The organism is Formosa algae, from assembly GCF_001439665.1.
GTDB lineage: Bacteria > Bacteroidota > Bacteroidia > Flavobacteriales > Flavobacteriaceae > Formosa > Formosa algae.
On record NZ_LMAK01000067.1, the window covers coordinates 31,064 to 47,818 of the forward strand.

Annotated in this window: 9 protein-coding genes; 4 read left to right on the forward strand and 5 right to left on the reverse strand. The window is 35.7% G+C overall.

Translation table 11 applies throughout. The annotated features are described in order from the left end of the window. Nucleotides 1-47 precede the first annotated feature (47 nt). From AST99_RS14180 to AST99_RS14200, 5 genes are all read right to left on the reverse strand, one after another. Complete coding sequence (locus AST99_RS14180; RefSeq protein ID WP_057782778.1) at nt 48-1,949, reverse strand: glycoside hydrolase family 13 protein; 1,902 nt, start codon at nt 1,947-1,949, stop codon at nt 48-50. A 109-nt stretch (nt 1,950-2,058) separates the two neighbouring features. Next, entirely contained in the window at nt 2,059-4,356 is a 2,298-nt protein-coding gene (locus tag AST99_RS14185) for a glycoside hydrolase family 65 protein (RefSeq protein ID WP_057782780.1), read from the reverse strand. 73 nt (nt 4,357-4,429) lie between these two features. Continuing rightward, nucleotides 4,430-5,086 carry a beta-phosphoglucomutase gene (gene pgmB / locus AST99_RS14190; protein ID WP_057782782.1) on the reverse strand — a complete coding sequence of 219 codons (657 nt, stop codon included), beginning with the start codon at nt 5,084-5,086 and terminating at the stop codon, nt 4,430-4,432. Further along, nucleotides 5,083-6,465: an MFS transporter gene (locus tag AST99_RS14195; protein WP_057782784.1), complete on the reverse strand. Its 1,383-nt coding sequence runs from the start codon at nt 6,463-6,465 to the stop codon at nt 5,083-5,085. The genes pgmB and AST99_RS14195 overlap by 4 nt, the downstream gene beginning before the upstream one ends. 123 nt (nt 6,466-6,588) lie before the next feature. Further along, nucleotides 6,589-7,629 carry a LacI family DNA-binding transcriptional regulator gene (locus AST99_RS14200; RefSeq protein WP_057782786.1) on the reverse strand — a complete coding sequence of 347 codons (1,041 nt, stop codon included), beginning with the start codon at nt 7,627-7,629 and terminating at the stop codon, nt 6,589-6,591. Between the two features lie 231 nt (nt 7,630-7,860). Between AST99_RS14200 and AST99_RS14205 the strand changes: the two genes are divergently transcribed. Genes AST99_RS14205 through AST99_RS14220 form a run of 4 tightly spaced genes read left to right on the forward strand, consistent with a single transcriptional unit; the run spans nt 7,861 to nt 16,648 of the window. Then, a complete protein-coding gene (locus AST99_RS14205; RefSeq protein WP_057782788.1) occupies nt 7,861-10,773 on the forward strand; it encodes a SusC/RagA family TonB-linked outer membrane protein in 2,913 nt (970 codons plus the stop codon). Between the two features lie 11 nt (nt 10,774-10,784). Continuing rightward, a complete protein-coding gene (locus AST99_RS14210; protein WP_057782790.1) occupies nt 10,785-12,398 on the forward strand; it encodes a RagB/SusD family nutrient uptake outer membrane protein in 1,614 nt (537 codons plus the stop codon). Nucleotides 12,399-12,415: 17 nt separating this feature from the next. Beyond that, a complete protein-coding gene (locus AST99_RS14215) occupies nt 12,416-13,729 on the forward strand; it encodes a SusE domain-containing protein (RefSeq protein WP_083495701.1) in 1,314 nt (437 codons plus the stop codon). Between the two features lie 60 nt (nt 13,730-13,789). Next, nucleotides 13,790-16,648, forward strand: coding sequence for an alpha-amylase family glycosyl hydrolase (locus tag AST99_RS14220; protein WP_057782794.1), 2,859 nt, complete (start codon nt 13,790-13,792; stop codon nt 16,646-16,648). Nucleotides 16,649-16,755: the final 107 nt, after the last annotated feature.

Below are 16,755 nucleotides of genomic sequence, written 5' to 3' on the forward strand. Positions count from 1 at the left end.
ACCTTAAAAAGAACAAATAACCCTATAATTAAAAATGGTATCATCTGCTAGAGTTTAGTGGTTAAAAGCACAGGTCCTGGATTGGTAAGTTTCAAACTCTGATTCCATGTTACCATTTCTCCGGTAATGATATTTTTTAATGTTTGTCCAGTTAATCCCAACTCCTCAAAACGAGATACATTTAAGTTAAGCTCATTTTCATTTTCATTTTTATTTAGAATTAAGACCACGGTTTCTTCTCCCTCTAATCTAGCGAGAACATACACGCCTTGTTCTGGAGCAAAATGAATGGTTTTCCCTTTGTGAATGGCCTGACTTTGCTTTCTATAATTTATTATTTTCCGAACAAAATCCTGCATCTCAATTTCAGATGTAGTTAACCCTTCACCTGAGAAAGCATTAACCGAATCACCTTTCCAACCTCCAGGAAAATCTGATCTTATAAGTCCATGATTGTCTGGTTTCGAGCTATTCTGCATTAAAATTTCCGTTCCGTAGTACATTTGTAAAATACGTGGCATGAGACACATATAACTGAACGCCATTTTAGTATTTGCAACATTTTCATGTAACTGTGTAAACACACGATCCATATCATGATTGTCGGGAAAAATTAAAATAGCTTCTGGCTTAGTGTATGCAAAATCCATAGCTAATCCTTCGTACATTTTAACAAAACCGGTATCCCAACCTTCCGCTTCATTTAAAGCACTAACAATGTGTTCCTGCATGGGGAAATCCATAGTCGATGTTAAATACGACTCATAACCTTCTTTATTTGGTGTACCTGATTGCCAATATCTAACCAGTAAAGGGTTTGTGCTCCACTCTTCTCCTACGATACTAAAATTTGGATATTCGTCCATAATGGATTTAGCCCAATAACTCATAAAATATTTATCTGAATACGGATACGTATCTTGACGAATGCCGCTTAAACCTAAAGTTTCTATCCACCAAATATTGTTCTGAATGATATACTTGGCCATAAATGGGTTTGTCTGATTAAGATCTGGCATACTGGGTACAAACCACCCTTCTGTCATTTCTTTTTTATCAATTTTTGAAGCGTATAAATCCTGATTTGCAGTGCGTCTATGGTTTGAGTTTTTTAAATCTGTTTGGCTTTCAAAAGCCTGTTGTTGATTAATCCAATCTTCAAAAGGTAAGTCTTCCATCCACCAATGCAAACTCCCACAGTGATTGGCCACCATATCCATTATAAGTTTTAACCCACGCTTGTCCATATCTCGAGCCAATGCTTTATAATCTTCTAAAGTTCCAAATCGTGGATCTACTTGATAAAAATCGGTTATTGCATAGCCATGATAAGATGAACTGGACATGTTATTTGTTAATAACGGTGTTGGCCAAATGGAGGTAAATCCTAAATCCTGAATATAATCCAGATGATTAATGATCCCTTGAATGTCTCCACCGTGTCGTGCATAATCATCTGCTCGATCTGTACCTGTTTCGTTAAGATTGGTATAACTATCGTTTTTAGAATTCCCGTTTGCAAAGCGATCTGGTGTAATTAAATACATAGCATCACTACTATTAAAACCAACATATGCTTCTGCTTTTTTTACACGGGATTTTAACTCGTAATTATAGGTTAATACAGAACCATCTTCCATTTGAAAACGCAAATCTATAACACCTGGTTTTGTAGAGGCATCTATATTTAAATCGATAAATAAATAATTAGGACTTTTAGCCTGATGCACATTTAGAATTGTGACACCTGGATAATTTATGTTTGGAATAGCGTTACCAACAGCTGTTGCATGTACTAATAATTGTAATTCTGTATTCTTAAAACCCACCCACCAATTAGGAGGCTCTACACGTGTAATTTGTGCATGAAGCGTAAGATTAAATACTAATAAACCAAAGAAAAGAAGGCCTGATTTATTTGGTGATTTTCGATTTTTAAATACAGTCATACGAGATTTCTCTTCAATTAAAACACATTTAAACCACTAGTATTAGGCTGTAAAACTCTCGCCATTTTCTTATAAAAACAACGAGAGTAAAACCTAATGAAGGGTACTTTTATTCGTCTTCTAAACGCAGACGCATTTTTATATTATTTGCAATAATGTCTAAATCGTCTCCTTTTTCAAGCTTAAATTCTGCTCCTTTCTGGGTGACTTTTACTTTTACTACTTGATTTCTGAAATTCACTTTAAACGAATATCCTTCCCATTGTTTTGGTATTTTAGGCTCGAAAGACAAGGTATTATCTTTAATTCGCATGCCTCCAAATCCTTCAACAATACTCATCCATGTTCCTGCCATAGATGTAATATGCAGACCTTCTTCAACCTCTTTATTATAATCGTCTAAATCCAAACGCGACGTTCTTAAATAGAACTCATACGCCTGATCCATTCGATTTAATTTTGCAGCTTGTATACTGTGTACGCAAGGAGACAATGAACTTTCGTGAACTGTATAAGGCTCATAAAAATCGAAATGACGTTCTAATTCTTCAGTTGTAAAGTGATCTTCAAAAAAGTAGAATCCTTGTAAGGTATCTGCTTGTTTTATATAAGGAGAACGCAGTATCCGATCCCAAGACCATTTCTGATTAATTGGTCTAGAAGCTTTATCTAAATCGGCTACCGTTATTAATTCTTTATCTAAGAAACCATCTTGTTGTAAATACACATTTTGCTCTTCAGAAAAGGCCAAATACATGTTTCCTGCCACTGCTTTCCATTGCTCTAATTCCTCTGGAGACAGTTGAACTTTATTCTGAATACGGTCAAAATCTGCTTCATATTCTGAAGCTACTTTTTTAATATTTTCTATTGCATAATCAATACACCACTTGGCAATATAGTTGGTATAAAAATTATTATTTACGTTATTTTCATATTCGTTTGGTCCCGTAACGCCTAAAATAACATATTGTTTTTTCGCTGTAGAATAGGTCGCACGTTGTTGCCAAAAACGAGCAATACCAATTAAAACTTCTAAGCCTTTTTCTGGAATATAACTGTAATCGTGTGTATAGCGGTAGTAATTAAAAATAGCAAAGGCAATCGCACCATTTCTATGAATTTCTTCAAAAGTAATTTCCCATTCGTTGTGGCATTCTTCACCGTTCATAGTTACCATTGGATACAAAGCTGCACCATTAGTAAACCCTAATTTTTCGGCATTTTCTATAGCACGATCTAAATGATTATAACGGTATTCTAGTAAATTACGAGCGACTTCTTGATCTTTGGTCGCCATGTAAAAAGGAATACAATAGGCTTCGGTGTCCCAATAAGTGCTGCCTCCATATTTTTCGCCAGTAAAGCCTTTTGGACCAATATTTAAACGTGCATCTTTACCAAGATAAGTATGATTTAGTTGCATGATATTAAAACGAATTCCTTGTTGCGCTTTAACATCTCCATCGATAGTAATATCTGCCATTTCCCAAATTTTAGCCCAAGCCAATTCTTGTTGCGCCAATAAATGTTGAAATCCTAAATCTTGTGCCTTTTCAAGTACCGTTTTGGCTGCATAAACTAATTGTGAAGCCTCATGATTTCTATCGACAGTATAGCCTCCAAATTTATGAATACTAAACGTGTCGTCTTGCTTTACTTGCTGTGAGTATTTAAATGAAATGCTGCGTTCTGTATGAGAAACATTAGCCTCTAATGCTAATTTTTCACTATTTATGAAACATTGCGACGCCATAAACGTACAGGTTTTAAACTCTGTTTTCATGGTATGTGCTTCAATAAAGGCCTTATTCCCGTCTTGGCTAACTGCTGTTGTTTCCCAAAACTTATCGTCCCAATTGGTATCTTCATTAGTGATGCCTGAATCTAAATATGGCTCAAACGTAATTTCGGCAGTTCCATTTAATGGTGTGATGCTGTAAGAAATGGCACCAACCTCATCCAATTCTAAACTTAAAAAACGTTTGGCTTCAACAGCAACTACTACATCGTTAGGCAAGGTTGCTTTAAAAGTTCGCGATAACCAGCCTTCTTTCATGTTTAATTCACGCTTAAAAGCTACGACCTCTTTACAAGTAAATAAATCTAACGGATTACCATTTACAAACACATTAATACCAATCCAACTTGGTGCGTTAAGGACTTTTGCGAAATATTCTGGATAGCCATTTTTCCACCAACCTACACGGGTTTTATCTGGGTAGTATACACCTGCGATGTAACTCCCTTGAAATGTTGGTCCCGAATAGTACTCTTCAAAATTAGCACGTTGCCCCATGGCTCCGTTACCGATACTAAATAAACTCTCTGACGATTTAACGCGTTCTACATCAAATCCTTCTTCAATAATCGACCAATTGTCTGGTTTAATATAATCTTGATTCATTTTGTTTAAGATAATAGAATAAGGCTTTAGGCTACCGAATATAGATATCGGTTCCTGTTCGCTTTTAAATATTCTAGTTGTTAATTAATTTATTTATAAAGTCTGTAGATATTTCTGTGAAGTCGTTAAAAATATAATCGGCTTCATGCAATACCGCTTTACTACCAATACCTATAGAAATCATGTTGGCTGTATTTGCGGCTTGAACACCTGCTACAGAATCTTCGAAAACCACACAATCTTCAGGATTAATATGTAAAGATTTTGCGGCGTTTAAAAACACTTCTGGATCTGGTTTTGCTTTACTAACATCGTTACCATCAACAATGGTTTTAAATTTAGATAAGAGGTTTACTTTTTCAAGTATTACTCTTGCATTTTTACTAGCAGATCCTAGAGAGACGCCTTGATTGTTTTCTATTAAATAATCTAAAACACGAGGTACATCTGGAAGAATTTCAGAATCGTCCATTTTATTTATAAACTCTAAATATTCTGTGTTTTTTAAAGCCATTAAAGCTTGAAATTTATCGTCGGAAACCGTGGTATTTCCCCAAGCTAATATTTTTTTAAGCGACTCTACACGGCTTACACCTTTTAGTTGCTCGTTTTGGGTTTCTGTAAAATCGAATCCTAAGCTGTTGGCTAAGTTTTTCCAAGCCAAGAAATGGTATTTTGCAGTATCTACAATTACACCATCTAAGTCGAATATAAATCCTTTTGTTTTCATGCGTTTTCTAATTCTGGTTGATATGATATAGCGTTTTTATCTGTAATTAATAAGTTGCAAAATCCTGCAATAATTAAACTAAAGCCAGCTACTAACATGGCGTTAATAGTGTCGTCTCCAATTAAATTAGAGACAAAATTTATACCTCCTATTGCTGCAATGATTTGCGGAATTACTATAAACATATTAAAAATTCCCATAATAACCCCCATTTTATTTGGGTCTACTGCGCTGGAAAGCATGGCATAAGGCATAGAAAGTATACTTCCCCATGCAATTCCGACAAGAATAAAGGAGTATTTTAAAAACTCTGGTGATGGAATAAAGTACATGGATAAAAATCCTAGCCCGCCTATAAAGAGCGAGAACATATGTACATATTTACGGTTAATACGTTTTTTAGAGGTGTAAAAAGCTAAAACTAAAGCAAAAGCCATAGAAGACAAACCATACACTCCCATGGAAGATCCCACTAAATTTGAAGATTTTTGAAACGCTGTATTTACAACATCAAAGGCTGCAGCTTGTTCTGGAATTGAAAAATCGTAAGCAGATTCTATTGGAGCTGGAGTATGATACACATGCTCGGTTAAAGCAGGATTAGCTAAACTCCACATCGTAAAAAAAGCAAACCAGCTAAAAAACTGAATCAATCCTAATTTTTTCATTGTGGTTGGCATATTACCTATGTTATTGGTAATGTCTGAGATGAAGCTACTCTTTTTAGCCTTTTCTTTTTCGAAAGCTTCCATATCTTCTGGAGGATATTCTGAGGTGGTAAACACCGTATATAAAATACTCACTAAAAACACAACAGCTCCAATACCAAAAGCAACTTTAACAGACATAGGTACAACGCCCATTGCCGCAGCATCGCTTACACCAAGTTTAGAGACCATCCAAGGTAAATTACTAGCTACCCAAGTACCTATACCAATAATTAAAGTTTGAACTACAAAACCATAAGACCGCTGAGAATCGGGTAATTTATCGGCTACAAGAGCACGAAAAGGTTCCATAGACACATTAATAGAGGCATCTAAAATCCATAAAAAACCAGCAGCAACCCATAATACAGGAGAATGCGGCACAATTAATAAGGCAATAGAACTTAAAATGGCACCTATAAGAAAGAAAGGCTTACGTCTTCCCCACCTCGGACTCCATGTCCGATCACTTAAATAGCCAATAATAGGTTGAATTAGTAAACCAGTTAAGGGCGCAGCAATCCATAACAATGGGATGGCTTCTTTATCTGCTCCTAATGTTTGAAATATTCGAGACATAAAGCCTCCTTGTAATGCAAATCCGAATTGTATTCCTAGGAATCCAAAACTCATGTTCCAGATTTCCCAAAAACTGAGGGCACGCTTTTTCATTAATAGTATATTTAAATGAATACCATTGATAAGCGATAAACTTATCAAAACTTATTAGTGAGAAGTAAAAGTTTTGATTAAGGTGCTAATATACAAAAGATTTTAAATTAGCTATGTTAAATTTTATTTCGTGGACTCTCGCTCTATTAATTCTGTTTCTATAACCACAGTACTAACTTGCTCATCTTCAACTTCGTTTTCTAATTTTTCAATTAGTAATTCTGCCGCTACTATACCTATTTTTTTGCCATGCTGACTTACAGTGGTTAAACTTGGCATAGCATGTCGGGATAAAACACCATCTGTAAATCCGATAACCTGAAGCTGTTCTGGAATTTGTTTTCCTAATTTTCTGGCCACTTTCATAGTTGTAATGGCATATAACTCGTTTACCGCAAACACGCCATCTATTTCAGGATTTTTATGAAATAAATCCATTATTTCTTGCTCTAAAATATCGATATAATCTTCAGACATTAACTTATCGTCTACTTTCAAAATTAAATCAGATTGACTTTCAATATCATAGTCATTTAAAGCTTCAATATACCCCTGAGTTCGTAATCGGCCAACATTAACGTAATCTTTGGTGGTAATGATTGCAATGTGTTTACACTGATTTTCTATGAGCTTAATAACGGCTTTTTTTGCTCCTTTTAAATCGTCTACTATAACTTTATCACAATGTATTTCATTTACAATTCTATCAAACATTACAATAGGCATACCTTGACTAATTGTTTCGTTAAAATGGTGGTAATCTTGCTGCAACATGGTTTCTTTAGAAATAGACAATATAAATCCGTCTATACTACCATTAGCCAACATCTCCATATTAATAACTTCTTTATCAAACGATTCGTTAGATAAGCCAATAATAACATTATACCCTTTTTTATTAGCGACTTCTTCGATACCTTTTATCACTTTCGAAAAAAAATGGTGCACAATTTCAGGGATAATAATACCAATTGTTTTAGTTTTTCTATTCTTTAAACTTAAAGCAATATTGTTAGGCCTGTAGTGATAGAGTTTGGCAAACGCTTTAACCTTGTCTCGAGTGTCTTCACTAATTTCCTTACTATCTCTTAAGGCTTTAGACACGGTTGCTATAGAGACATCTAATTCTCGAGCAATTTGTTTTAAGGTTACTTTCTTTTTCATAACTAGCATTTTACAATTGTAAATATAGCACAATCTTGTCATATTTACATATTTTACAGTAATTACGCTCAATATGTGTTAAAATAGAAAAAGTTACTAACACGAAAACGTTTATGTTGAGGATTTCGCAAAACCAAAATTCCAATTAACATAAAATTTACATAATTTTAGTCTCGAGAAGTAAAAGTATGAACAAACAAACTAATTCAGATTTAATTTAATTAATATTGTATGAAAACAATTTTTAACAGTGTATTACTGGCATTGTTTTTTGTTCCAACATTAGTGTTGGCGCAAACAACCGTCACAGGAACCGTTTCCGAAAACACTTCTAATTTACCCATACCTGGTGTAAATATTATTGTTAAAGGAACAACCTCTGGGACAGCTACAGATTTCGATGGTAACTATGCTCTTTCTGTAAACGAGGGAGATGTTTTAGAATTCTCTTATATTGGTTATAAATCGCAAGAACTAACCTACGCAGGGCAAACCACCCTTAATGTAAAACTTTTAGAAGATACAGCCGTTTTAGACGAAGTAGTTGTAATAGGATACGGAAGTGTTAAGAAAGAAGACTTAACTGGCGCCGTAGACATGATAAACTCAGACGATTTTAATGAAGGTCCGGTTTTATCTCCCCAACAATTAATTAGCGGTAAAGTGGCCGGTGTATCGGTAACTTCTGGCGGTGGAGCTCCTGGTGAAGGACAAAACATTGTAATTAGAGGTCAAGGATCTTTATCTTTAGTAGGTACACCACTGTACGTAATTGATGGATTTCCTATTGATAACGGAAGTGTAGGCGGCTCTAGAAACCCATTAAACTTTATAAATCCTAGCGATATAGAGAGTATGGTGGTTTTAAAGGATGCTTCTGCAACTGCAATTTACGGATCACGTGCTGCAAACGGCGTTATTTTAATTACCACTAAAAAAGGAAAAGACAGTGGTTTTAAATTCAATTTAAGTAGCTCAGCAACCGTTTCAACGCCTTTTAATAAGGTAGATGTGATGTCTGCAGAACAATTTACAACGCTAATAGAACAAAACGGAACAGATGCAAACATTGCCTTATTAGGATCGGCTAACACAGATTGGCAAGACGAAATTTACAGTAATGCTTACGGATCTGACCATGCCTTTAGCGCAATTGGGAATGCATTTGGAACACCAATAAGAGCTTCAATTGGATATTCAGACCAGGATGGTATCTTAAAAAACGACAACCTAACAAGAACAACGGGAGCTTTAAATATTAAGCCTAGTTTATTCGACGATCATTTAAAATTAGACTTAAATGCTCGTGGTATGTATACAGAAAACACATTTGCAAATACGGGAGCTATAAGTTCCGCAATCGATTTCGACCCTACACAATCTGTATATGATGCAGATTCTAAATATGGCGGATATTTCTCTTGGATTGATCCAAACACAGGAAACAAACCTAGTTTAGCACCAACAAATCCTGTGGCTTTACTTGATTTGGTTGATGATACATCAGAAGTACGCCGCTTAGTTGCCAATGCAAAAGTAGATTATAACCTACATTTCTTTGAAGATTTAACAGCAACAATTAACATTGGTATAGACAAACAAAACAGTCACGGTCGTACGGTAACTTCAGAATTAATTCCTACTCCAGACGAAACTTGGAACGGCTCACGTACCAGTTATACTCAAGAAGCTACAAACAAGTTATTTGATGCGTATGTTACTTATGCAAAAACCATTAATGAGAAAAACGCCTTAACAGCTGTTGCGGGATATTCTTACCAATCTTTTGAATATAACAACTTCAGTTACGATAGTGAAGATGAAGAAGATGGTGTAGATTACGAATTTATAGATAAATCTAAAAACGTCTTACTCTCTTATTTTGGACGTGTGAACTACACTTTAAACGAAAAATACTTAATTACGGCAAGTTTAAGAGCAGATGCATCTTCTAAATTAAATCCAGACGATCGTTGGGGATATTTTCCTTCAGCGGCTTTAGCATGGAATATTCATAAAGAATCATTCTTAGAAGATACTGCAGTAAACGAATTAAAATTGAGATTAGGTTATGGAGAAGTTGGTAACGTAAATGGCTTAGACGATTATAAGTTTATAACCAGCTATACCGGTAGTCAATCTACAGCAAACTACCAATTTGGAGACAGTTTTTACCAAACCTACAGACCTTCGGCTTTAAACGAAGATTTACGTTGGGAAGTAGCACAAACATTAAATATAGGGATAGATTATGCTTTATTTTCTAGACGTCTTTCTGGTTCTGTAAACGTATACTCTAAGAAAACAAAAGACTTAATTAGTGATTCTTTTGTAGATCCGTTTACCAATTTCGGAAATCAGATTGAAGCCAATATTGGAGACATGGAAAACAAAGGGATTGAATTTAACCTGAACGTTATCCCTGTTAGAAACGATAATTTTGAATGGAGCCTAAACTACAACATTGCTTTTAACGACAATGAAATTACAAACCTTCCAGATCAACAATACGTTGGAGGTATTAGTGGTGGTACAGGAAATACAGTACAAACACATGTAGAAGGCGAAGCACCTTACAGTTTCTTAGTATACGAACAAGTATACGATAGCTCTGGTACTCCTATTGAAGGCGCTTATGTAGATAGAAACGGAGATAACATTATTAATGATGATGATCGATATATTAACCACGATCCGTATGCAGATGTAACCATGGGTTTAAGTACAAACTTAAGTTATAAAAAATGGGATTTGGCTGTAGTAACAAGAGCAAATATTGGAAACTACGTATACAACAACGTAGCTTCCAGAGCTGGAACTTTAAACAGAGCTACAGAAAACGGAATCTTAACCAATCTACATACAGATTATTACGATACAGGATTCCAATCGTTAACAGATAATGGTTTACAAAGCGATCATTACGTACAAGATGCATCATTCTTTAAACTAGATAATATCACTTTAGGATATACGTTAACTGAAGCCATTAAAAACACCACATTCCGTTTTTACGGTTCTGTTCAAAACGTGTTAACGGTAACAGATTACGACGGTTTAGACCCAGAAGTTTATGGTGGAATAGATAACGATTTCTACCCAAGACCAAGAACATATGTTTTAGGTGTAAATATTGACTTTTAAAAAAAGAATTCATGAAAAATATAATAAATAAATTCACAGTTGGAATAGCCTTAGCGCTTTCAATAGTGTCATGTCATGACGATTTGGATCAAACACCTATCGATCCAGATAGTTTTACAGAAGAAGATGTTTTTGCTAATATAGATGAAGCCAAAGGTGCTTTAGCAAAACTCTATGCAAGTTTAGCATTAACTGGACAAGAAGGTCCCGCTGGAGATGCAGATATTTCAGGAATCGATGAAGGATTCTCACAGTATACACGTATGCTATTTAATCTTAACGAACTCACAACAGATCATGCTGTTGTAGGATGGGGAGATCCAGGATTACCAGATTTACACAACTTAAGCTGGTCTTCTGGAAACGACTTTTCTGAAGCCATGTATTACAGATTAGGTCAAGAAGTCTCTTTTTGCAACTCTTTTATAGACAATGCAGCTGCTTTATCAGATGCTGAAGCACAAACATATATTGCAGAAGCTCGTTTTTTACGCGCATATGCTTATTATAACTTAATAGATTTATATGCGAATGTACCTTTAACAACAGTTGTATCTACAGAACTACCTTTACAAAGCGACAGAATAGAATTATTCAATTTTGTTGAATCAGAATTATTAGAAATTCAGGATTTGTTAGCAGAAAGTAACGAATATGGCCGTGTAGACCAAGTCGCTGCTTGGGCCCTTTTATCTCGTTTATATTTAAATGCTGAAACTTGGATTGGTGAAGATAAATATGCAGATTGTATTACATATTCTAACAGTGTAATCAACTCTTCTTATAGCATTAACACAAATGATGTCAATGGAAATGGCTCGGCTTACGATGAGTTATTCTTAGCAGACAACAACAGTAATGGTGCTCAAAACGAATTTATATTTACAGCAAACTTTGATGGCGTACAATCTACAACCTATGGCGGAACTACATTTTTAATTCACGCAGCGATTGGAGGTAGCATGGATCCGTTGGCATATGGTGTAAACGGTGGTTGGGCAGGCCTTAGAACGACAAAAGCTTTAGTGAGTAAATTTGCTAGTTCAATTACTGCTAGAGATAGTGACGGAGATCCAATAGCTTGGTCAGATCACCGTGCAATGTTTTATACAGACGGACAGGAATACGAAATCACAACCATATCAAACACCTTTACAGATGGCTATGCCGTTACTAAATTTTCAAACGTAAATAGTGATGGTAGCCAGGCAAACGATACCTCTGGAGAATTTGCAGATACAGATATTCCTTTAATTAGATTGGCAGAAATTTACCTAAACTACGCAGAAGCAGCTTTAAGAGGCGGTGGAGGAGATTTAAATACAGCCGTAAGCTTAGTAAACCAATTAAGAGCTCGTGCTTATGGTAGCGATACTGGAAATATCTCAATCTCAGATTTATCATTAAGTTTTGTGTTAAACGAACGCTCAAGAGAATTATATTGGGAAGGCTTCCGCAGAACAGACTTAATCCGTTACGATTTATTTACAACAGACACTTATGTTTGGCCTTTTAAAGGAGGCTCTAGCGATGGTAATGGTGTAGAATCTTATAGAGATATATTCCCATTACCAACCAACGTAATCTCTATTAATTCTAACTTAGAACAAAACTCAGGATACTAATATAAAAGCATTATAATATGAAAAATCTAGTTTCAAAATTATTAAGTATAATGTTAGTAACCCTGGCATTATACAGCTGTACCACCGACGACTCGGACACGATTCTAAACGATACAGCCACAACAACACTTACAGCATCTGCCACAGATATTGTGTTACTTAAAGATAACGAAGGCAGCACAGCTTTAAATTTAAGCTGGACAGAACCAGATTACGGATACAGTGCCATACCAACATATATGGTATATTTTGATGTTGCAGGAAACAATTTTCAAAACGCAGTCACAAAAGATGCTGGAAGCGATTTAGAATACAGCTTACTTACAGAAGAGTTAAATACCATTTTACAAACTCTAGAAATCGAAGCTGATATGGAGACCGCTTTAGATGTTAAAGTTGTAAGCATTGTAGGAACTTATACAGTAGCTGCGACCTCTAATATTAGCGATATAAATGTAACGGGATATACAGATACTTTAGATTTATCTTCAGTTTGGGGTCTTGTTGGAAGCGCTACAGAAAACGGATGGGACGGACCAGATATGCCATTCTATACCACTAGTGAAGACGATATTTTTAACGCCTATGTAACTTTAACAGATGGTGAACTTAAAATTAGACAAGACAATAGTTGGGATTTAAACTATGGTGATACTGGAGCAGATGGGACTTTAGAAGAAAACGGAGACAATATCGTTGTTACCGCAGGAACATATAAAGTAACCTTTAATGCGGGTACCTTAACTTATAAAATTGAAGCTTATACTTGGGGACTTGTTGGAGATGCTACACCTAACGGTTGGGATGGACCAGACACAGCCTTAACTTACGATCCGACATCAGACCAATGGCGTGCAGTTGTATCACTTACAACTGGTGAAATGAAATTTAGAAAAAATAATGACTGGAGTTTCAACTACGGGGATACTGATGCAGACGGTAATTTAGATGATGGTGGTGATAATATTGCTGTTACAGCAGGAAACTATCTGGTCACATTAAACCTAAACGAATTAACGTATTCGCTTGAATCTATTGAAAACCTTTGGGGACTTGTTGGCGATGCCACTCCAAATGGATGGGATGGACCAGACACTGTTATGAATATGGATTATAGCACCGATGGTGTATGGTATTTAAACGACGTAACACTAACAGATGGTGAAATGAAGTTTAGAGCCAATAACGATTGGGGTATTAATTATGGAGATACTGGTGCCGATGGTATTTTAGACGATGGAGGAGACAACATCGCCATTACAGCGGGCACTTACGATATTGTTTTAGATTTATCAGACACCTCTAACCCAACATATACGTTAACTAAATAACAAATAAATAAGGGCTGTGACATTACTATCACAGCCCTTATTGTTTTTAAAGCATTCATTATGAAAAAAACTTTACTCGCTTTTATATTTTTAGTTATTACAAGCATTAACTATGCTCAAGTAACAACAAGTCCCACTACGTTTAACACGTCAGAAACAGTAACCATTACTGTAGATATTTTAAGCTCAGATACAGATTGTAATACGTTAAGTAATCCTACTAAAGTATATATGCATTCCGGTATTGGAGACGACTCTAACCCTTGGGGTTATAATGTTATTGGGAATTGGGGCACCGACGATGGTGTTGGAGAAATGACTAACAATAACAATGGTACATGGAGCATAACAATAACGCCAAAAACCTATTATGGCTTAACAGATACTCAGGCAGCTTCTGCCACAAAAATGGGCATGGTATTCAGAAATGCTGCAGGAAATCAAGAATTAAAGGCTACAGGATGTTCGGACCTATTTATTAGTGTAGGCGATTTTCAAGTGACTTTAAATACCCCAGAAGAAAATAGCACCACAATTCTATCTTCTGGAGAGAATCTAAATATTTCTGCTTCAAATACAGCCGGTAATGCTAATTATACGCTTACCGCAAACGGAAGTATTTTAGATTCAAAAACAGACATTAAAACCTATTCTTTTACGCATACTAACATCACATCGAATCAAAATTATGAGCTAACCATTACCCAAAATTCAAATACAGTTACCAAAACCTTTGCTGCACTAGTAAATCCAGGCACCATTTCTCAGGCTATGGCAGACGGATTAGAAAATGGGATCAATTACCATGAAAGCGATGCGACAATAGCAACCTTGGTTTTAGACGCGCCTCTAAAAGATTTTGTTTATGTCGCTGGAAGTTTCAATAACTGGTCGCCTTCTTCGGCTTATGCCATGAAAAAAGATCCTAATTCCGGAATGTTTTGGTTAGAACTAACAGGATTAACTGCTCAAAATATAGAGACCTATCAATATTGGGTTGTAGATGAAACACCTATAACTAATACTCCTATTATGGTTAAAACGGCCGATCCATTTTCAACCTTAGTCTTATCACCTTTCGATGATCCTGAAATATCTTCAGAAACCTACCCGAATCTTCCTGATTACCCAACTGGTCAAGAACGTGAAGTTACCGTTCTACAAACCGGAATGTCTGAATACGATTGGCAAGTCACAAATTTTGAAAAACCTAAAAAGGAAGACTTAGTGATTTATGAAGTCTTAATCCGCGATTTTGATGCAGACAGAAATATTCAAGACTTGATAGATCGGATAGATTATTTTAAAAATCTAAACGTAAACGCCATTCAACTTATGCCAATCATGGAGTTTGAAGGCAACGAAAGTTGGGGTTACAATACGTCTTTCCATATGGCTTTAGATAAGTTTTATGGCACAGAAAACAAAGTCAAAGAATTTATAGATGTGTGTCACCAAAATGGTATTGCAGTTATTTTAGATGTCGCTCTAAATCATGCTTACGGCAGAAATCCGATGGTGCGCATGTGGATGGAAGATCCTGATGGCGATGGTTGGGGCGACCCAAGTAGCGAAAACCCTTATTTTAATACAGAAGCGACACATAGTTATAGTGTGGGATCCGATTTTAATCATCAACAAACACGCACTCAATATTATGTAGAACGCGTGGTCGAGCATTGGATCACCGATTTTAATATTGATGGATTTCGCTGGGATTTAACTAAAGGATTTACTCAAAATTGTACAGCCTCAGACGAAAATTGCACCAATAGCTACCAACAAGATCGAGTAGATATTTTAAAACAATATGCCGATTATTCTTGGGATTTAGACGCCACACAATATGTTATTTTTGAACATTTAGGGCAAGATAACGAAGAACAAGAATGGGCTAACTATAAAATTGATGAAGGAAAAGGTATCATGATGTGGGGAAAAATGACAGATCCGTATAATCAACTTACCATGGGATATGCTTCAGACTCTAACTTTGAAAGAATGGGAAGTGACGCCCATGGTTTTACAGGAAAACGTTTAGTTGGATATGCAGAAAGTCATGACGAAGAACGCCTGATGTATAAAAATCTTCAATATGGTGCATCTTCAGGCTCTTACAATGTTAAAGATCTGACTACAGCACTACAACGCATGGAAACTTTAGGGGCGATTACCTTAACCATACCTGGACCAAAAATGATTTGGCATTTTGGTGATTTAGGAATGGACAATTCTATCTTTACATGTACAGACGGCTCAGTTTCTTCAGACGATTCTTGTAAGTTAAGCACAAAACCTCAGCCTCAATGGACAGAGAATTGGTTAGGAAACGAAAGCAGAACTGCAGTTTACAATACTTGGTCTAGATTAAATGAATTAAAAATTAATGAAGACGTATTTGAAGGTGATTACACCATTACCTCTGGAGATTTAACCCCTCGAATTCGTATTTGGAATTCCGATTTAGCCTCAACAGAATTAAATGACGTGGTAATTGTCGCAAATTTTGATACCACAATACAAACCGTAGAACCAGATTTTCCTAGCACAGGAACTTGGTACGATTTAATGGATGAGACAGGAAAGACTTCAATTTCGTCTACTGATGCTATTACGTTAGAACCTGGAACTTTCAAAATTTACGGAAATACGATGCCACAAAGTTTAGGCCTAGACGATACACTTTTAGGAGAGACTTTTACCGTTTATCCCAATCCATCACGACATAGTTTTCAAATCAATACCAACACCTCAAATGTTAGCATTTTTGATGTTACAGGAAAACGAATAAAACAATTTAAAGGTCACTATACGTCAACAGATACATTTGATGTTTCAGAATTAAAACCTGGACTTTATATCGTTCATATTTTAAATTCAGAAGGCCAACAACACGCGTCTAAGTTACTCAAGATTTAGAAGCTTATTTTAGTCTATACTATTAACGCCTAGCATCAATTGTTGTTAGGCGTTTTTTAAACCCAAAATGGGATAATCTTTCATAAAATAAGTAGGCTTTAAAAACT